Annotated in this window: 14 protein-coding genes; 6 read left to right on the top strand and 8 right to left on the bottom strand. The window is 70.0% G+C overall.

Annotation, left to right across the window (positions count from 1 at the left end):
* The 4 genes from ACQKIP_RS18730 to ACQKIP_RS18715 all read right to left on the bottom strand — a co-directional run.
* On the bottom strand, positions 1-1,248 hold a 1,248-nt coding region (locus ACQKIP_RS18730; RefSeq protein WP_427743491.1), incomplete at its 3' end, for a wax ester/triacylglycerol synthase family O-acyltransferase.
* 171 nt (positions 1,249-1,419) lie between these two features.
* Complete coding sequence (locus ACQKIP_RS18725) at positions 1,420-3,771, bottom strand: GH92 family glycosyl hydrolase (protein ID WP_365865050.1); 2,352 nt, start codon at positions 3,769-3,771, stop codon at positions 1,420-1,422.
* Positions 3,772-3,923: 152 nt separating this feature from the next.
* On the bottom strand, positions 3,924-4,637 hold the full coding sequence (locus ACQKIP_RS18720) for a hypothetical protein (RefSeq protein WP_365865176.1): 714 nt from the start codon (positions 4,635-4,637) through the stop codon (positions 3,924-3,926).
* Between the two features lie 90 nt (positions 4,638-4,727).
* Positions 4,728-7,337: a PA14 domain-containing protein gene (locus ACQKIP_RS18715; RefSeq protein WP_365865175.1), complete on the bottom strand. Its 2,610-nt coding sequence runs from the start codon at positions 7,335-7,337 to the stop codon at positions 4,728-4,730.
* A 202-nt stretch (positions 7,338-7,539) separates the two neighbouring features.
* Between ACQKIP_RS18715 and ACQKIP_RS18710 the strand changes: the two genes are divergently transcribed.
* The 5 genes from ACQKIP_RS18710 (at position 7,540) to ACQKIP_RS18690 (ending at position 13,331) form a co-directional block, all read left to right on the top strand.
* Positions 7,540-8,553, top strand: a complete 1,014-nt coding sequence (locus ACQKIP_RS18710; RefSeq protein ID WP_365865048.1) for a LacI family DNA-binding transcriptional regulator — start codon at positions 7,540-7,542, stop codon at positions 8,551-8,553.
* Between the two features lie 154 nt (positions 8,554-8,707).
* Entirely contained in the window at positions 8,708-9,805 is a 1,098-nt protein-coding gene (locus ACQKIP_RS18705; RefSeq protein ID WP_365865047.1) for an ABC transporter substrate-binding protein, read from the top strand.
* Position 9,806: 1 nt separating this feature from the next.
* The gene (locus ACQKIP_RS18700; protein ID WP_365865045.1) at positions 9,807-11,336 is read left to right on the top strand and encodes a sugar ABC transporter ATP-binding protein; all 1,530 of its coding nucleotides are present in this window, start codon (positions 9,807-9,809) and stop codon (positions 11,334-11,336) included.
* On the top strand, positions 11,329-12,303 hold the full coding sequence (locus ACQKIP_RS18695) for an ABC transporter permease (RefSeq protein ID WP_365865043.1): 975 nt from the start codon (positions 11,329-11,331) through the stop codon (positions 12,301-12,303). Before ACQKIP_RS18700 ends, ACQKIP_RS18695 begins: the two co-directional genes overlap by 8 nt.
* Positions 12,304-12,332: 29 nt before the next feature.
* Positions 12,333-13,331 carry an ABC transporter permease gene (locus ACQKIP_RS18690; protein ID WP_365865042.1) on the top strand — a complete coding sequence of 333 codons (999 nt, stop codon included), beginning with the start codon at positions 12,333-12,335 and terminating at the stop codon, positions 13,329-13,331.
* Positions 13,332-13,355: 24 nt separating this feature from the next.
* Here ACQKIP_RS18690 and glgC read toward each other — a convergent pair whose 3' ends face one another.
* From glgC to ACQKIP_RS18670, 4 genes are read right to left on the bottom strand one after another with little or no spacing between them, the layout of a single operon-like run.
* Complete coding sequence (glgC, locus tag ACQKIP_RS18685; protein WP_365865041.1) at positions 13,356-14,576, bottom strand: glucose-1-phosphate adenylyltransferase; 1,221 nt, start codon at positions 14,574-14,576, stop codon at positions 13,356-13,358.
* Between the two features lie 22 nt (positions 14,577-14,598).
* The gene (gene glgA / locus ACQKIP_RS18680) at positions 14,599-15,765 is read right to left on the bottom strand and encodes a glycogen synthase (protein ID WP_365865039.1); all 1,167 of its coding nucleotides are present in this window, start codon (positions 15,763-15,765) and stop codon (positions 14,599-14,601) included.
* A gap of 51 nt (positions 15,766-15,816) precedes the next feature.
* The gene (locus tag ACQKIP_RS18675) at positions 15,817-16,572 is read right to left on the bottom strand and encodes an IucA/IucC family C-terminal-domain containing protein (protein ID WP_365865038.1); all 756 of its coding nucleotides are present in this window, start codon (positions 16,570-16,572) and stop codon (positions 15,817-15,819) included.
* Between the two features lie 28 nt (positions 16,573-16,600).
* Entirely contained in the window at positions 16,601-17,338 is a 738-nt protein-coding gene (locus ACQKIP_RS18670; RefSeq protein ID WP_365865036.1) for a class I SAM-dependent methyltransferase, read from the bottom strand.
* A 424-nt stretch (positions 17,339-17,762) separates the two neighbouring features.
* On the opposite strand from ACQKIP_RS18670, the gene ACQKIP_RS18665 reads away from it, so the two are divergent.
* The gene (locus tag ACQKIP_RS18665; protein ID WP_365865034.1) at positions 17,763-18,803 is read left to right on the top strand and encodes a DMT family transporter; all 1,041 of its coding nucleotides are present in this window, start codon (positions 17,763-17,765) and stop codon (positions 18,801-18,803) included.
* Positions 18,804-18,826 lie beyond the last annotated feature (23 nt).

Below are 18,826 nucleotides of genomic sequence, written 5' to 3'. Positions count from 1 at the left end.
GTGCACGCCGCCCCGGTAGGTCGACACCGCGACGGCCAGCGCCTGCCCCCTGGCCAGCGGCGCGAAGGGGTACACGGCGGCGAGCGGGCAGCCGCCGAGTCTCAGGCCGAGGCTGGGCAGCGGGACGCTGGTGACCAGGAGGTCGAAGAGCAGCCGTGCGGCCTGCGCGACGACGGGACCGCCGATGCGGTGGCCGAGCGGCGGCACATGATCGGCGAGCAGCGCGACCGCGCCGGCGCCGCGGTTCGGCCCCGCGTCCTTGTTGCGGTCCATGGCTGCCCGCACCGTCTTCAGCCGTGCGACCGGGTCCGCCTCTCCGACGGGCAGCCGCACCAGATACCCGGAGAGCCGGTTGCCCTGCGGCTGCGCGCTGCGCGGCCTGCGCCGGGAGACCGGGACCAGGGCCCGCGGCTCCACGCCCTCGCTGCCGTCGCCCCGCTCGTCGAGCCAGCGGCGCAGGGCTCCCGCCACCACGGCGATCAGTACGTCGTTGACGGTGCCGCCCACGGTCTTGCGCACCCGGTGCACGTCGTCCAGGTCGAGAAGGACGCCCGCGGTGCGCCGCGTGCCGGTGGCCTGTGACGTGAGGGCGGCCGACGACCGTACGCCCAGGGTCGCGCGGGCCACGGACGAGCCGATGTCGAGGGCCTGCCCCACGTCGGTGACGGTGTCGCGGACCAGGCCCGGCAGCTTGCGCGGGTCCGGCAGCCACGACCACCGGGAGGCCGCGGGTGCCGCGGGCGCCGGGTGCGCGGCGGGCAGGTCGACGGGGTCCATGACCGCGGCGGCGAGCATCAGGGCGCGCAGCCCGTCGGCCAGGGCGTGGTGGAACTTGAAGAGCACGGCGAAGGAGGTGCCGTCGTCCCCCGGCAGCACATGCGCCTCCCAGGGCGGCCTGCCGCGCTCCAGGGGGCGCTGCATGAGCGCGCCCGCCACGGCGTGGAAGTCCTCCGTGGGCTCGGCGAGCCGGACGTGGTCCAGCGGGTCGAAGGCGGGAGCGGGCACCCGGACGGCCGCGCCGACCGGCAGCAGGACCGACCGGATCCGCAGCCGCAGTCCGGGTACACCGGCCGCCCTGGAGGCGAGCAGCCGGGCGGCGCGCTCGGCCGCGTCCGGCGAGTCGGCGTCGAAGACGCCCAGCGCCCCCAGGTGCATGGGGTGCTCCGCGGACTCGATGTTCCAGAAGGCGAGGTCAAGAGGTGCGAGCAGGTCGGAGGGCTCAGCAGACTGCGCTTTCAACGGATTCAACGGGCTGCTCTCGCGTCGAGGACGATGCGGGGGATGGCATGAATGTGCAGTCAATCGCCGTTGCATGACTACGGTCAAGTACGATCAAGCTACGCTCAGTTAACAACAGATTAAGGCCCGCCTCTCTGGGAGAGGCGGGCCTTGTGGTGCAGAAGTGGCGTATGTCCTACGTCATTTCAGCGCGGGCGGGGCCGCGCTCGGCGACGTACCCCAGTCCGAGGGCTTGTCGCCGACCGTGAAGGAGAGCTCGCGGGTGTCGCGGATGTCCTCGGTCGTCAGGTATGTCTTGGCGTAGTCGGCGCCGTCCGCGCGCGCCGACTGGATGTACCGGTCGGTGCCGGAGGTGCCCGGCGCCTTCACCGTGAGGCGCCCCTTCGGGTAGTAGCGGCGGTCGAGGGTGAGGTCGACGCGCTCGAAGACCGGAGTCGAAAGACCCCAGGTGTCCGTGCCGGGCTGGACCGGGAAGACGCCGATCGAGGAGAGCACGTTCCAGGCGGACATGGTGCCGAGGTCGTCGTTGCCCGTCATGCCGGTCGGGGTGTCCGTGAAGAGGGTGAGCGCGGCGTGCACCACGTCCGTCGTCTTCCACGGCTGGCCCGTCGACAGATAGGTGTACGGAGCGATGAGGTCGGGCTCGTTCTGCGGGTTGTACTTGTCCGCGTTGTAGTAGTCGTACGGGCCGTTGACCCACACCTCGCGCGCGGTCTTCGCCGGGTCCTTCAGGAGCTGCTCGTAGGCGAAGAAGGAGTCGAGTCGTTCATTGGTGGCCTGCTTGCCGCCGATGAGGTCGACCATGCCGGGCAGGTCCTGCGGGACGAGCCACTGGTACTGCCAGGACGTGCCCTCGTGGAAGCCCTCGCTCTTGGCCGGGTCGGCGGGTCCGGTGAAGGCACCGGCCTTGTCCCGCGCACGGAAGAACCCGGTCGAGGCGTCAAAGATCTTCCGGTAGTTCTGCGCGCGCTTCGCATACCGCTCGGCGTCGGCCTTGTGCCCCAGCTCACCGGCCATCTGCCCCAGCATCGCGTCCGAGAGGGCGTACTCCAGGGTCGCGGAGGCACCGTGGTCGTAGTCGGAGTCGCCGGGCTTGGCGTGCGGGCGGCCCTTGATGTACGGCGCGAAACCGTCGCTCAGGTACTCCTTGTTCGCCTCGCGGCCCACGGGAGCCGAATCGGCGGGCGGCACACCGTCCGCGTTCTTCTTCAGCGCGCGGTACGCCTCCTCCTCGTGCCCCTTCAGGAGACCCTGCTGGTAGGCGTTGGTGAGGAACGGGGTGACCGGGTCACCGGTCATGATGTTCGTCTCGACCGTGCCGTAGCCCCACTTGGGCAGCCAGCCGCTCTCCTCGTCGATCTTCAGGACGGAGAGCGCCATGTCACGGGACTCGTGCGGCGCGAGCAGGGACAGGAGCTGCGCCTGGGTGCGGTAGGTGTCCCACAGGGACCAGTTCTGGTAGTACGTGAACCCTCCGTCATCAGCAGTGCGATGGGTCTTCTGGTCCCATCCGGTGTAGCGGCCGTCGACGTCGCTGCCGATGTTCGGCGCGAGGAACGAACGGTAGAGGGAGGAGTAGAAGGTGCGGCGCACGGTCTCGCTGCCGCCCTGCGCCTTCACGTCGTCGAGCCGGTCCTCCCACGCCCGCTGGGCCGCCTTCGCCACCCGGTCGTACGAACGCCCGCCCTCCGCGCGGAGGTTGAGCGCCGCGCCCTTGGCATCGACGTACGAGAGAGCGGTGGTCGCCTCGACGGTGCGGTCCTTGGAGGTGTCGAACCGGACGTAGGCGCCGTTGCGCTCCTCGCCCGCCGACGACGTCTTGGAGCCCGCGGTGACGGTGTCGCCCTTCCAGGTGCCCGACGTCCTGAAGGGGCGGTCGAAGCGGGTGATCGTGTAGACCGTGTACGGCTTGGTGTCCTGGCAGAAGCCGCTGCCGGTGATCGCCGTGCGGACCGTGCGGCTGTCGAGGATCTCGACCTTGGTGCTGCCCGTCTTGTGCAGCGACTGGCCCGCGTTGAGCAGGACGTTGGCCTTGTCGGTGGCGGGGAAGGTGTAGCGCTGCACCCCGGTGCGCTCGGTGGCGGTCAACTCGGCGTCGATGCCGGACTTGAGCCCCACCTCGTACGAGCCGGGGCTCGCCTTCTCGTCGTCGTGGCTGAACTCCGCCGCGTACTTCGCGTAGTCCGTCTCCTTGACGTCGCCCGTGGTGGGAAGCACCGGCAGATCGCCGCCGAGGCCGCAGCCCACGCCCGAGAGATGGACGGTCGAGAAGCCGCGGATGTGGGTGTCGGAGTGGTCGTAGCCGGTGTTGTGGCCGGTGTCGGGCGAGAACTGGACCATGCCGAAGGGCACGGCCGCGCCTGGATAGGTGTTGCCTTCGTTCTCGGTCCCGATGAACGGGTTGACCAGGTCGGTGAGGCGGCCGTCCGCTGCCGGGGCGGCCTGCGCCGCCGGAATGGCGAGGGCTCCCCCGAGGAGCGCGGCCGCGGCCGCCACCACTCCCGTACCGCGTAGCCGTCGAGTCCATCTCATGGGTGGGAACGCCTCCTTGGACAACGTTGTCAAAGCGCGGAACGCGATCATTCTTCGGGGGTCGACTCGCGTGCGTCAAGGGGTGGGAGGCGGAGAAGGGGTGGGAGGCGCAGAGAGGAAGGAGAGGGAAGCGGGGAGAGGGCCGCGAGGTGTCAGGCGGTGTGCAGCCAGACCCGCAGCGGCCCGACCGGCGTGAAGCCCTGGCGGACGGCGGCTTCGAGGCTGTCGCCGCTCTCGTATCCGACGACGGGGAGGCCGGGCCAGAGCCTGGCGGCCTCGGTGAGGACGCCGGCCCAGGCTGACTCCTCGTCCGCCGAGGTGAACAGGTTGGAGACACCGACCACCGACGCACTGCGGCTCGCGACGGCTCCCGCCACGATCCGCCCCTCGCAACGCCCGGCCAGGAACGTCGAGTTGCCGTCCAACAGTCCAGGCCGGAACAGGCCGTCGCCGGCCTCGCCCTCGTTCCAGGCGGCCTCCCACGCGGGCAGCGACCCGGCGTCCTCGATCGGCTCCCATGTGACGTCCTGCGCGCGGGACTTGGGGACCGGCTTGTCCGCCGGGCGGTGGATCCACTGCGCCTCGAAGAGCACCTCGAAGCCCAGCGGCTCCAGGTCGAGGCAGGCGAAGCTGTCCTTGACCGAGCAGCCCGGCACCGCCGTGTCGATGCGGGCCACCAGATCGGCCGCCGACACCTCCGGGGTGAGCGAGACGGCGTCCGGATACAGCGGCGGGGTCCGCCGAGCGCTGCTCCAGACCCCTTCGCGGAACTCCCCCGCAAGGCCGTGCGCACGGCAGACCGCGTCGCACCACTCGGCGTTGTTGCGGACGGCGGCCCGCACCCACTCGTTCTCGTTCTCGGTGATCACTGGCCGATCGTGTCAAGCAAGCAGAGCCGCGTCCACGGGAAAAGCGCTCCGGACCGCCGACCGGTCCGGAGCGCCCCCGTACCCGGGTCAGGAACCCGGGCACCCCGCCGGGTCGGGCCGCGACGCGTCGCTGATCAAGGCTTCATGTGCCGCCTTGAGCCGCTTCACGTCGGGCTTGATGACCCTGCGGTCGTAGGTGAGCAGACCGTTCAACTCGCCTTCCACATCCGAGATCTGGGTGTAGACGGCGCCGTTGCCGCCCTTGCAGGCGAGCTTGTGCACCTCGTCGAGCTTGGTGAGGTAGTCGTCGGTGTACGTCGCCGGGTCCACGTCGACGTAGCTCTGCTGCACGGACCAGGCGTGTCCCGGCACCGCGAGTCCCAGACCGCCGTACTCGCCGTTGATCTGCGCCCGCACGCCGTCGGGCTTGGGCGGCAGGGCCGGGCTCGGATAGCCGTGCTCGTCCATGAGGTCGCCGGTGCCGCCGTCGCGCCCGAGGTTGAGGCCCGACATGCCGTTGACCAGGCGGGTCGGGTCCCAGGACTTGGCCTGGGTGGCGATGCGGCCCTCGTCGTACTGGCCCCAGCCCTCGTTGAAGGTGACCCACATGACGATCGACGGGTGGTTCGAGTGCTCGTCGATCATCTGCTTCATCTCGGACTCGTACTGGGCGCGTGCCGCCGTGCCCGGGTTGCGGCCCGCGGCCATCGACGGCATGTCCTGCCAGACCATCAGGCCCAGCTTGTCCGCCCAGTAGAACCAGCGGTCGGGCTCCACCTTGATGTGCTTGCGCACGGAGTTGAAGCCCATCTCCTTGTGCATCTTGAGGTCGTACGCAAGCGCCTCGTCGGTCGGCGCGGTGTGCAGTCCGTCCGGCCAGAAGCCCTGGTCGAGGGTGGCCATCAGGAACTGGGGCTTGCCGTTGAGCATGGTGCGCGGGGTGCCGTTCACCTTCTCCACGGAGACGGTGCGCATCCCGAAGTAGCTCTTGACGTTGTCCCGGCCGACGGTGACCTTCAGGTCGTAGAGGAAGGGGTCGTCGGGCGACCAGAGGTGCGGCTTGGCGATCTTCAGCTTGAGCGGGGTGCCCGTGCGTCCGCTCGCCTGAGCGACCTTCTTCTTCCCCTCGTACGCGACCGCCTTGACCGGCACTCCGTCACGCACGCCCTTGGGCTCGACGGTGACCTGCTTGGTGGCCACGTCGGGCGTGATCTTGAGCGAGTCGGCGTGGTCGGCCGCGACCGGCTCCATCCACACCGTCTGCCAGATGCCGGACGACGGGGTGTACCAGATGCCGCTGGGGTCCAGGCGCTGCTTGCCGACGGGCGGGTTCTCGCCGTTCTCGCCGTCGGTCGGGTCGTAGACGCCGACGATCAGTTCCTGGGTCTTGCCCGGCTTCAGGGCGTCCGTGATGTCGGCGCTGAACTTGTCGTAGCCGCCCTTGTGCTCGGCGACCTTCTTGCCGTTGACGAACACCTCGGACTGCCAGTCGACCGCGCCGAAGTTGAGCTTGAGGCGCTTGCCGTCGCCGACCTTCCAGCCCTGCGGGACGGTGAAGGTCCTGCGGTACCACATGCGGTCCTCGTGCCGTTGCAGGCCCGAGAGCTGGGACTCCACCGGGTAGGGGACCAGGATCTTCTCGGCGAGGTTCTTGCCGACCGGGGGCTTCTCGCCGGCCTTGGCCGACGAGAACTGCCAGGAGCCGTTGAGATTGCGCCAGGAGTCGCGGGTCAGCTGGGGACGCGGGTACTCGGGCAGTGCGTTGTCCGGGCTCACGTCATCGGCGAACTTGGTGCGCAGCTGGTATTGGGAGTGGTTGGGGCCGCTGCTCCAGAACGCGGCGACTGCCTTGCCGTCGTCGCCGTTCAGGCCGCCCTTGCCGTCGTAGCGGATGTCGGCGGTGCCCTTGGCGTTGCCCTCCTTGTTGCCGACCACGGGCTCCTTGAGGCCCACGAGGAGTGCGCGCGGGTCCTTGGGGTCGGCCTTGACCGTGGAGAGGGGCCACTTGGCGCCGCCGATGACCGCCTCGATGTGGTCGGCGAGGCCGCTCGGGGGCGCGGCGAGCTTCTGGGCGAAGTCCAGCTTGAGGGTGCGGCCGTCCTTGAGGACCGTGGCGGCGGTGGCGCCGTCGTAGTCGAAGCCGTCGGGCAGGCGGAATGCGGACTGCGGGACGGCCACCTTGCTGCCGCCGGGCTCGGTCCAGCGCAGGTGGAGGTTGGAGCCGCCGTAGTGCTCGAAGTACTCGACCTTGATGTCGACGGCCTTGCCGGCCTCCAACTCGATCGGCTTGGCGATCTGTTCCTTGTCCCAGTCGTCGACCCAGTGGTCGATGGCGAGCTTGCCGTCGACCCAGAGGCGGAAGCCGTTGTCGCCGATCATGGAGAAGGTGTGGGATCCGGTCTTCTCCGGGACGACCTTGCCGGTCCAGCGGACGGTGGCGTCGTCGGCCTTGCCGGTGGCGAAGGCCAGCCGCGGGTCGAGGTTGTCGAAGTCGATCTTCTGGTCGAAGCCGGTTGCCTTGAGCTCGTGGAAGTCGAAGGCGCCGGGGGCGGACTGGGTGTAGTACTCGCCCTTGAGGCCGTGGACTTCGGGGGGTTCGTCCGCGGCGGTCGCGGCCGGCACGGCGGTCAGTCCGGCGAAGGCGAGGGCGACGGTGAGCAGCAGTATCAGTCGCTGCCTGACTCGTCTGGGTCGGATGGGGCGCACGGATCCTCCTTGCTTGAAGCGGTGCTCGAAGGCTGAGGAAGGGGGTGGCGGCTCGCCGCCGCAGTCTGTACAACGAATCTGTACAACGTTGGAAGGAACGGCAGTTGGCATGACAGCACGCTCCCCGGCGTGCTGTCCAGGGCCATGACAAATACCCCGGCACAGGGGTGCACCTAGACGCAGGGAGCTGCACGTGCGGGTAAGCCTCAAAGACGTCGCAGAGCGCGCGGGCGTCTCCATCAAGACCGTTTCGAACGTGGTGAACAAATACCAGCACGTCACCCCGGCGATGCGGGCGCGCGTCCAGGAGGCGATCGACGAGCTGGGCTACCGGCCGAACTTGACGGCGCGTCACCTGCGCAAAGGCCGTACGGGGATCATCGCGCTCGCCGTCCCGGAGCTGGGAAACCCCTACTTCGCCGAGCTCGCGGGCGCGGTCATCGACGCGGCGGCCGAGCACGACTTCACGGTGCTGCTCGACCACACCCGCGGCGAACGCGAGCAGGAGGTTCTGGTCAGCCAGGGGTTCCGGGCGCGGGTGATCGACGGTCTGATCCTGAGCCCCCTCGAGCTGGAGTCGGACGACCTCGCCGGCCGCGAGGACGACGTGCCGCTCGTGCTGCTCGGCGAGCGCCAGTACGCCCTGCCCTACGACCACATCGCGATCGACAACGTGGCGGCGGCGCGCACGGCCGTGCGCCACCTGATCAGCCGCGGCCGCTCCCGCATCGCCTATCTCGGCGCCCGCACCGACTCCGCCAACCAGCCCGCGAACCTGCGACTCCAGGGCTGGCGCGAGGAGTTGACGCAGGCGGGGATCGCCGCGCCGGACAGCCTGGTGGGCCCGGTCGGCGGCTGGAACCGCTGGGACGGGGCGAAGGCGATGGCCCGGATGCTGGACGCGGGGGTACGCCCCGACGCGGTGTTCGCCTACAACGACCTGGTGGCGATCGGGGCCATGCGCGTCCTGCACGAGCGCGGCCTTCGGGTGCCGTGGGACGTGGCGGTGGTCGGTTTCGACGACATCGCGGAGGGGCAGTTCGGGGCGGTCACGCTGACCACGGTCTCGCCGGACAAGCAAGCCATCGCCCGTCTCGCGGTGGCTTCGCTGCTGCGGAGTCTGGAGGGCAACCATGAGCCCGGCGGACGTGAACTGGCCGCGGAATTCCGCCTGGTGGAGCGCGAAAGCACACTGGGCCGACGCTGAGCTGCCGCCTCGCCGGCCGGGGTCTCCGTGTGCGCGGAGGGTTTACAGCCTCCTTCCAACGATGTAAAAAGCTCCCCGTACCGCCGAGTTGACCGTAAGTGCCATCCTCCCGTGAGCGCTCTCAGCGCCGGGGCCGTGCCGTTTTGGGGACTCCATGAAGCCGACCACACGCCTTAGCCGCATCTCAGCCAGGACTCTCCTCGCCACCGGTCTGGCCGCGAGCCTCGCACTCGCCACCGGGTGCGCCAAGTCCGAGGACGACGGTGACAAGAGCTCCGCGTCGCAGGACAAGGGCGACTCGGGCCAGGTCGTCTCGGAACCGAGCGAGGGCAGCGGCCCGACCTGCGCGATAGACGCCTACGGCGGCAAGAAGCTCGACCTGAAGACCGCCACCGTCGGCTTCTCCCAGTCGGAGAAGGAGGCCAACCCATTCCGCATCGCGGAGACGGCCTCCATCAAGGCCGAAGCGAAGAAGCGCGGCGTCAAGCTGCTCAGCGCCAACGCCCAGTCGCAGTTCTCCAAGCAGATCAGCGACGTCCAGGACCTCATCGCCAAGGGCGCCGACCTGCTCGTCATCGCCCCGCTGAACTCCGACGGCTGGGAGCCGGTCCTGCGCTCGGCGTCCGCCAAGCACATCCCGATCATCACCATCGACCGCAAGATCAACGCCAAGGCCTGCAAGGACTACGTGAGCTTCATCGGCTCCGACTTCGTCGAGCAGGGCAAGCGCGCCGCCGACGCGATGATCGAGTCGACGGGCGGCAAGGGCAAGGTCGCGATCCTGCTCGGCTCCGCGGGCAACAACGTCACCACCGAACGCACCAAGGGCTTCGAGGACCGCATCAAGGAGAAGGCCCCCGACCTGAAGATCGTCTTCAAGCAGACCGGCGAGTTCGCCCGCGAGAAGGGCCAGTCGGTCACCGAGAACCTCATCCAGTCCAAGCCGGACATCAAGGGGATCTACGCCGAGAACGACGAGATGGGCCTCGGCGCCGTCAACGCCCTCAAGGGCGCGGGCAAGAAGGCCGGTGACGTGAAGATCGTGACGGTCGACGGCACGCGCAACGCCGTGCAGGGCATCGTCGACGGCTGGATCTCCGGAGTCATCGAGTCCAACCCGCGCTTCGGTCCGCTCGCCTTCCAGACCCTGGACACCTTCACCAAGGGCACCAAGGTCTCACAGGACATCGTCATCAAGGACAGCGCGTACACGAAGGACAACGCCAAGGCGGACCTCGGCAAGGCCTACTGAGATGCCGGACGTCCTCTCGGTCACCCGGCTCAGCAAGACGTTCCCGGGCGTACGCGCCCTGGACGGGGTCGACTTCACCGCCCGCGCCGGAGAGGTGCACGCCCTGATCGGCGAGAACGGCGCGGGCAAGTCGACCCTGATCAAAGTACTGACGGGCGTGTACGCACCGGACGCGGGCGAGCTGACCTACCAGAACAAGCAGGTCAGCTTCGCCACCCCGCTCGACGCCCAGCACGCTGGCATCTCCACGATCTACCAGGAGGTCAACCTCGTCCCCCTGATGAGCGTGGCCCGCAATCTCTTCCTCGGCCGCGAACCGCGCGGCCGGCTGGGCCTCATCGACTTCCGCCGCATGCACCGCGAGGCGGACGAGGCCCTGCAACGGCTCGGCGTACGGGTCGACGTACGCCGTCCGCTGCGCGAACTGGGCGTGGGTGCACAGCAGATGGTGGCCCTGGCCCGCGCGGTCTCGGTCGACGCGCAGGTCGTCATCATGGACGAGCCGACATCGTCCCTGGAACCGCGCGAGGTCCAGACCCTGTTCGGCGTCATCCGCATGTTGCGCGACCGCGGCATCGCGGTGATCTATGTCAGCCACCGCCTGGAGGAGCTCTACGCGGTGTGCGACACCGTCACCGTGCTGCGCGACGGCAAGCTGGTGCACACAGGACCGATCGCGGAGCTCGACCGGCTCCGCCTCGTGTCGCTGATGCTGGGCCGGGAGATCGGCGAGGTGCGCGAAGAGGGCGTCACCAAGTTCTCGGGCGAGCACGCTCCCGACACCCAACCCATCGTCCGGGCACAGGACCTGACGATGCGCCACCATCTGCACGGCGTCTCCCTCGACATCCGCCCGGGCGAGGTCGTGGGCCTGGGCGGCCTGCTCGGCTCGGGCCGCAGCGAGACGGCGAAGGCGATCGCGGGCGCGCTCCCGACCGACTCGGGCAGCGTGCTGATCGCCGGGACCCCGGTCCGGGCCGGATCGCCGCCCGCCGCCATCCGTGCCGGCATCAGCCTCCTGCCCGAGGACCGCAAGGCCGAGGGCATCGTCCCCGGCCTCTCGGTCCGCGAGAACATCGCGCTCGCCGCGCTCCCCCGCCTCTCCCGCTTCGGCCTGGTGGACGAGTCGGCGATCGACAAGATCGTGGACACGTTCATGAAGCGCCTGCACATCAAGGCGTCGGGCCCCCACCAGAAGGTGGGCGAACTGTCGGGCGGCAACCAGCAGAAGGTCCTCCTGGCCCGCTGGCTGGCGATGAACCCCAAGGTGCTCCTCCTGGACGAGCCGACCCGTGGCATCGACATCGGCGCGAAGGCCGAGGTCCAGAAGCTGATCGACGAGCTGGCCAACGACGGCCTCGCGGTCCTGCTCATCTCCTCCGACATGGAGGAACTGATCGAGGGCTCGGACCGGGTCATCGTCCTCAAGGACGGCGCCGTGATCGAGGAACTGACAGGCGCCAAGGTCACGGAAGACGCCCTCATGCGAGCAATAGCCACCACCGGAGGCTCCGGAGACCAACATGACTGACCTCGCCACGGACGCCGTCGGCGCCACCTCACGCGCGGACCGCGAGCGCATCCTGCGCTACCTCCAGAACTACGGCGTCTACCTCGGCGTAGCCGTCCTCCTGCTCCTCAACATCTTCCTCACCCCGCACTTCCTCTCCGCCGAGAACTTCCGCACCCAGGCGGTCCAGGTCGCCCCCGTCCTCATCGTCGCGCTCGGCATGGCCCTGGCCATCGGCAGCGAGGGCGTGGACCTCTCCGTCGGCTCCGTCATGGCGCTCTCCACGTCCCTCCTCTCCCTCTACCTGGGCTACGGGACATGGATCGCGCTGATCGTCGCGATCATCGGCGGCGCGGTCATCGGCATCGCGAACGGCTCCCTCATCGCGTTCATCGGCGTCCAGCCCATCGTCGCGACGCTGGCGCTGATGGTCGCGGGCCGCGGACTCGCCCTTGTGCTGCTCCCCCAGCTCAAGGACGTCCGCGACCCGACCATGGCCTCCCTCGGCTCCGGCGACATCCTCGGCATCCCCTACCTCGTCCTGATCGCCGGGGCCCTCGCGCTCGTCGTGGCGTTCGTCGTCCGGCGCACCACCTTCGGCCGGCAGCTCCTGGCCATCGGCGACAGCCGCCCGGCCGCGCGCCTCGCGGGACTCCCCGTACGCCGCGTCCTGATCCTCGTGTACGTGTGCTCCGGTGTGCTCGCCGCCATCGCGGGCGTCCTGGCGACGGCACGGCTGACCGCAAGCGATCCCACCTCGCTCGGCAACCTGATGGAACTGTCCGCGATCACCGCGGTCGTGGTCGGCGGCACACCGCTCAGCGGCGGACGCGTACGGATCGGCGGCACCGTCGCGGGCGCCGTACTGATCCAGCTGCTCACCGCCACGCTCATCAAGCACGATCTGCCGCCCTCCTGGACACAGATCGCCCAGGCCGTAGTGATCATTCTCGCCGTCTACGCGGCACGGGAGAGGGGCAAGCGGTGACCGGCACCGTCCTATCCGAGGCCAAGCCCATGAAACAGCCAGAGGACCCCGAGGGCGCGGAGACAGGCGCGAGCCGCTCCGAGCGCCTGAGCGCACTCGCCCAGCAGCACGGCGCCCTGGTCACCCTGGTGGTCGCCGTCATCGCGGCGTCGCTCAGCTTCGACACGTTCCTGACCGCCGACAACCTGGAGAACATGGCGGTCTCCTCCGCGTTCCTCGCGGTCGTCGCGCTCGGCATGACCTTCGTGATCATCACCGGCGGCATCGACCTGTCGGTCGGCTCGCTCTTCGCGCTCGGCGGCGTGCTCGCGGCCTGGGGTTCGCAGTACGGGACGGCGGTGGCGCTGCTGCTTCCGCTCGCCGTCTGCGGACTCATCGGCCTCGTCAACGGCCTGTTGATCGCCCGCTCCCGGCTCGCGCCCTTCATCGTGACGCTGGCCGCGATGCTCGGCGCGCGCGGCATCCTCCTGTCCATCACCGACGAGGGCTCCAAGACCTACCTGGTCGACAAGGACACGTTCTTCGCGACGCTCGGCCAGGAAAAGCTCCTCGGCATCGGGGTCCCGGTCTGGATCACCCTGGCCCTCTTCGTCGCGGGCGCCGTCGTCCTGCGCCGCAGCCGCTTCGGCCAGTACGTGTACGCGGTCGGCGGCAACGAGGACGCGGCGGCGCTCATGGGCGCCCCGGTGGCCCGCACCAAGGTCACCGTCTACACCATCTCCGGCCTCTGCGCGGGCCTGGCGGGTGCGCTCAACGCGGCCTGGCTGGTCTCGGGCGTCAACATCCTCGGCTCGGGCATGGAACTGGAGGCGATCTCCGCGGTCGTCATCGGCGGCACGCTGCTCACCGGAGGATTCGGCTTCATCAGCGGATCGCTCGTCGGCGTCCTGCTCCTGAAGGTCATCCAGAACGTCATCAACCAGATCGGCTCGCTCGACTCCGCCTACCAGCAGGTCGTCAGCGGCGCCTTCCTGGCGCTCGTGGTGATCGCGCAGACCTGGCTGGGCCGCAGGCGCCGGGTGCTGTAGACACCCGGCCCCGCGGCACGCCCGCTACATGGGGACGATCTGCCCCTTGCCGAGGGCGATCACGCCGCCCTTCGAGACCGTGTACAGCTCTTCGTCCCGCTCGGGGTTGACGCCGATCGTCGCCCCGGGCGGGACGTCCACGTTCTTGTCGAGGACGGCGCCGCGCACCACCGCTCCCCGGCCCACGCGGACGTTGTCGTGAAGGACCGAGCCCTGCACGACCGCCCCGTCCTCGATCGTCACGCCCGGCGACAGGACGGAGCGCGTGACCTGGCCTCGGATGACACAGCCCGGGCTGACGATGGACTCGCTCGCGATGCCGGCCGCGCAGAACTTGGCGGGCGGCAGGCCGCCCGGATGGGTGTAGATGGGCCAGCGCCGGTTGTCCAGGTTGAAGACGGGCTGGTCGGAGATCAGGTCCATGTGCGCTTCGTAGTACGAGTCGAGCGTGCCGACGTCACGCCAGTAGCCGTGGTCGCGCGGGGTCTCCCCCGGCACGTGGTTGTCGTCGAAGTCGTACACCTGGGCCAGGCCCCGCTCGGTGAGCATCGGCAGGATCGAACCGCCCATGTCGTGCTTGGAGTTGTCGTCCTCGGCGTCCTGCTGGATCGCGTCGACGAGGGTCTTCGTGGTGAAGACGTAGTTGCCCATGGAGGCGAACACCTCGTTCGGCGATCCCGGAAGGCCCGGCGGGTCGGAGGGCTTCTCCAGGAAGCGCTCCACGCGCGTGCCATCCCGCGCGGGCGTGATGATGCCGAAGGACGACGCCTCCTTGCGCGGCACGCGGATGCCCGCGACCGTCACCCCGGCACCGCTCTCGAAGTGCTGGTTGAGCATCTGCCTGGGGTCCATGCGGTAGACGTGGTCGGCGCCGAACACCGCGATGTAGTCGGGTTGTTCGTCGTGGACGAGGTTGAGGGACTGAAGGATGGCGTCCGCGCTGCCCAAGTACCAGCGCGGACCCAGGCGTTGCTGCGCCGGGACCGGAGTGACGTAATTGCCCAGGAGACTGGACATCCGCCAGGTGGTGGTGACGTGCCGGTCCAGGGAGTGCGATTTGTACTGCGTCAGTACGCAGATCCGCAGGATGTCGCCGTTGACGAGGTTGGAGAGCACGAAGTCGACGAGGCGGTAGGTGCCGCCGAACGTGACCGCTGGTTTGGCCCGGTCGGCCGTGAGGGGCTGCAGGCGCTTGCCCTCACCGCCCGCCAGGACGATTCCGAGCACCGAAGGTCCACCGCGCATCGCGCCGCCCCCTTAACTGGGATCACTTGGACTCGAGTAACTCCTCGTACACGCGGGTCGTCTGTCGCGCGACCGCGTCCCAGCCGAACTCCCCGACGGCCCGGTCGCGTCCGGCGGCGCCCATGCGGGTCGCGGCGCGCGGATCGCCGACCAGTTCGTTCAGGGCCTGTGCAAGGCGTGCCTCGAAGGCCGCCGGTTCCTTCTCCTCGTACGGGACGAGGAGCCCTGTGCTCTTGTCGGCGACGACCTCGGGGATGCCGCCGACGTCCGACGCCACGACCGGGGTGCCGCAGGCCATCGCCTCCAGGTTGACGATGCCGAGCGGTTCGTACACGGAAGGGCAGACGAACACCCGCGCGTGCGTCAGGAGTTGGACGATCTGTTCGCGCGGCAGCATCTCCGGGATCCAGTGCACTGCCCCGCGGGCCTGGCTCAGCTCCTCGAAGAGGGTGCGGAACTCGGCGTCGATCTGCGGGGTGTCGGGGGCTCCGGCGCACAGCACGAGCTGGGTCGCCGGATCCAACTCCTTGGCGGCGCGCAGCAGATGGGGCACACCCTTCTGCCGGGTGATGCGTCCGACGAACAGGACATAGGGCCGTTCGGGATCGATTCCCAGGCGTTCGAGGACATCCGTGCCGGGGTCGGGGCGGTACAGGCTCGTGTCGATGCCGTTGTACACGACGTGCACCTTCGCCGGGTCGATGGCGGGGTAGCAGCCGAGGATGTCGGCGCGCATGCCCCGCGAGACGGCGATCACGGCGTCCGCGGACTCGACGGCGGTGCGCTCGGCCCAACCGGACAGGGCGTATCCGCCGCCCAGTTGCTCGGCCTTCCAGGGGCGCAGGGGCTCCAGGGAGTGCGAGGTCATGACGTGCGGGATGCCGTGCAGGAGCTTGCCGAAGTGGCCCGCGAGGTTGGCGTACCAGGTGTGGGAGTGGACGAGGTCGCAGCCGGTGAGGGAGGCCGCCATGGACAGGTCCACGGAGAAGGTCCGCAGGGCGTCGTTGGCACCGTCGAGCGCGTCCCAGGCCTGGTGGCGCACGAGGCCGCCGGCGGCGCCCCCGCTCCCCCAGCAGTGCACGTCGACGTCGACGAGGTCGGCTAACTCCCGTGCGAGGAACTCGACATGGACTCCGGCTCCGCCGTAGACATCCGGGGGATACTCCCGGGTGAGCAGTCCTACTCGCACGCAGAACCTCCGTCCGTCCACCCCAGCCGCCGGTCGCCCGCCCCCACATGGTCACCCAGAAGCGCCCCGCGGGGAAGAGCCCCGCACCGACCTCTGCGGGGGCCGGTCGAAGCAGCAGTCCCCGCACACGCCGCCGCCCGGGCAGCGGTAGTAGAGGCAGCAGCTGCGCCGCCGGAACGCGGCGCCGCGCAAGGTTCCGGTGCCGCGCAGGTCGGGGTGGTCGAAGAGCTCGGCGGCCAGTGCCCGGGCGCGCTCCGCCACGTCGTTGCGTCCATTGCGGCGCGCCCAGGTGTCCAGTTCGCGGACCGCTCCGGCGAGCGCGGAGCCCGCATTGCCCCACAGCAGGCGTGCGGAGATCCGGTACCGCGCGCGCAAGGCGTCGGCCAGGGGCGCCAGATGGCCGTCCATGACGACGTCCCGGATGCTCGCGGCGCCGGCGGGCCGCGTCGTCACCTCCGTCAGCCACAGGTCGTCGGGCGAGCTGCCGTCCGCGTCCCAGTGCAGCAGCGCCGGGTCGAGGCCGGGCACCGCGCCGTGCAGCGCCGCCGAGCCGAGCGCCACCGACCACAGCCGCGCCGCGAGCCCCAGCTGCGCCACCGAGACCGCGATGCGCGTGTCCGGCGCCCCGATCCGTGCGGCGACCTTCGAGACGCGGAACGCGAGGGGCCCGTCGTCGCCCGCGTACACCCGCGCCAGGGACGTCACTTGGGGGCCGCCCGGCGGCGCCCCCGTACGCAGGGCGAAGAATCCGCCGACGGAACCGACTGCGGTCAGGTCGAGAGGGGCATTGTCGAGAGGGGCATTCACGACAGCAGAGCCTAGGCGTTTGCGGAAGCTAGGCGTCCTTGCGGAACAGGGCCGTCCACAGGAAGGGCTCGCCGAAGTACGCGGAGTCGGCCGGTTCGTCGCGCATGCGGCGCAGTTCGACCTCCGTCAGGTCGGAGAAGATCCAGCGCAGCGACTCCGGCGTGTAGGCGAGGCCGCCCTGGAGCCCGGACGCGCGGTAGAAGTCCGCGTCGGGCAGCTCTGAGCCGGAACCCTCCTCTCCGGCGGCGAAGGCGGTCAGGGCGAGGTGACCGCCGGGGGCGAGGGCGCGCTCCAGGAGGGCGAGATAGCTGACGCGGCGGTGGGGCGGCAGGTGGTGGAAGCACCCCGAGTCGACGATCAGGTCGTACGGGCCGTTCGGTCCGGCCTCCGTGAGCGCGAACGCGTCCCCGCAGCGGAACGTGATGTCCGCCCCGGCCTCGCGGGCCCGCTCCCCGGCCCAGGCGACGGCCGCCGGGGAGATGTCGACGGCGTCCACCTCGAAGCCCAGGGAGGCCAGATACAGCGCGTTGCGGCCGGGACCGCAGCCCAGATCGAGGGCGCGACCGGGGGTGAGCAGGCCCCGGTCGGCGTACGAGGCCAGGTTCTCGTCCGGTTTCGCCGCGAAGAACGGCACCGGCCGGTCGCGGTCGGCATAGAAGGTGTCCCACCAGTCCCCCGCGCCGGCGGTCCAGCGGTCGGCTTCCGGCGCGAACAGGCCGTCCATGAGCTTCAGGACGTCGTCGACCGTGCGTATGTTCCGGTGCATCCGGACCCCTTTCCACGAGGGGCCAAGATTACGGCCGGAGACCATGAAAGCCCAGGTCAGACGGTATGGGCGGAAGCCCGTGAACCGTCGCTCCAGAGGGCGGGAGCGGCCGGGCGGGGCAGGGGCCCCGCGAGGGCGTGCCATCGCGCCTGCGCCCCTCCCGGCGGCCCGGACGGGGGTGTTCTGCGGGCCGGTCGCGCAAGAATTTCCGAAACTCTGGATGATCCACCGAACCGCTGCGTAACCCACCTGGGGGAGGACATCTCCCGGCCAGTACTCCATCGGTAGTAGGACCCAATGCCTGCTGAGGTACGACGACGTGGAGCGAAATCCGCGAGATCGTAGTGACTATGGAAGCCGACCGTTCGCCGCACCGGACGCCCCGGGCCCACCAGGGGGCGCACCACCAGCCGTGGAGCACCTCATGAGTGCCCTCACGCTCGCCGTGGTGCTCTCCCTCGTATCCGCCGTAGCGTACGCGGGCGGGGCCATTCTGCAGGAGCGGGTCGCCGTCAGCACGCCGGAGCGGCGGTACGCACCGCTGCGCCGCGGCGCCTGGTGGGTCGCCATCGCGCTCAACGGCCTCGGTGCGCTGCTGCACGTGGTGGCCCTCGCGTACGGGCCGCTGAGCCTCGTGCAGCCCCTTGGCGCCCTGACCATCGTCTTCGCCCTGCCGATGGCGGCGCTCTTCGTGCGCCGCAAGGCCGGGGCCACCGCATGGCGCGGCGCGATCATGGCGACTGTGGGCCTCGCGGGGCTGCTCTCGCTGACGCGGTCCGCCGACGCGCAGTCCCTGGACGACGCCGAGCGGGTCATGGTGGCCCTGGTGACCGCGGGCGCCGTGGTGGCACTCATGGTCGTGGCGCACGCGGTGCACCGGCATCCGGTGGTGCGCAGCGTGCTCCTGGCCAGCGCTGCGGGCGTCGCGTTCGGCATCGCATCGGTGTTCACCAAGACGGTGGCGGTGGACCTGGACGCAAACGTCTCCCTCGCCCAGCAGCTGCCCGCCCTCGCCGTGATCGCGGTCCTCGCCTCGGCCGGTGTGCTGATCTCGCAGGCCTCGTACCGCGGCGCGGGCCTGGCGGCTCCGCTGTCGACGGTGACGGTCGTGAACCCCGTGGTCGCGGCCGCTGTGGGCCTCACGCTCTTCGGTGAATCGTTCCGCTACGGCTCCGCGGGCACGGCCGTCGCGCTGGGCTTCGGCGTCGTCGCGGCGGGCGGTCTGATCCTGCTGACCACGGAGCGGATCGGCGCACAGCAGAAGGCCGCGGCAGCGACGGTGCCGGTGGCCAAGGGCGGCCCCGTAGCGGCGGACGCAGTGGCCCCCGAGCCGCCCGCCGACGGGCTGAGCGCCGACCAGGTGCGCGCCGGCGAACTGCGCTCGGTGCCCTCCCAGCCCGCGACCGGTGCGCACTCGCACCGGCGCGTGCTGTTCCGCCACGGCCGCGAACACGTCGGCTCCTAGGCCGTTGGACGACAGGCCTTGCA

Source organism: Streptomyces sp. NPDC059900 (genome assembly GCF_050270335.1).
GTDB lineage: Bacteria > Actinomycetota > Actinomycetes > Streptomycetales > Streptomycetaceae > Streptomyces.
The sequence above is the reverse complement of the archived record's forward strand: the minus strand, read 5'-3'. Positions and strand labels throughout refer to the sequence as shown.

Excerpts from the sequence above, each read along its gene's own strand:
- glgC (WP_365865041.1), bottom strand. The coding sequence starts at position 14,576 with ATGCGCGGTGGACCTTCGGTGCTCGGAATCGTCCTGGCGGGCGGTGAG.
- ACQKIP_RS18695 (WP_365865043.1), top strand. The coding sequence starts at position 11,329 with ATGACTGACCTCGCCACGGACGCCGTCGGCGCCACCTCACGCGCGGAC.
- ACQKIP_RS18705 (WP_365865047.1), top strand. The coding sequence starts at position 8,708 with ATGAAGCCGACCACACGCCTTAGCCGCATCTCAGCCAGGACTCTCCTC.
- ACQKIP_RS18700 (WP_365865045.1), top strand. The coding sequence starts at position 9,807 with ATGCCGGACGTCCTCTCGGTCACCCGGCTCAGCAAGACGTTCCCGGGC.
- ACQKIP_RS18690 (WP_365865042.1), top strand. The coding sequence starts at position 12,333 with ATGAAACAGCCAGAGGACCCCGAGGGCGCGGAGACAGGCGCGAGCCGC.
- ACQKIP_RS18670 (WP_365865036.1), bottom strand. The coding sequence starts at position 17,338 with ATGCACCGGAACATACGCACGGTCGACGACGTCCTGAAGCTCATGGAC.
- ACQKIP_RS18725 (WP_365865050.1), bottom strand. The coding sequence starts at position 3,771 with ATGAGATGGACTCGACGGCTACGCGGTACGGGAGTGGTGGCGGCCGCG.
- ACQKIP_RS18665 (WP_365865034.1), top strand. The coding sequence starts at position 17,763 with ATGAGTGCCCTCACGCTCGCCGTGGTGCTCTCCCTCGTATCCGCCGTA.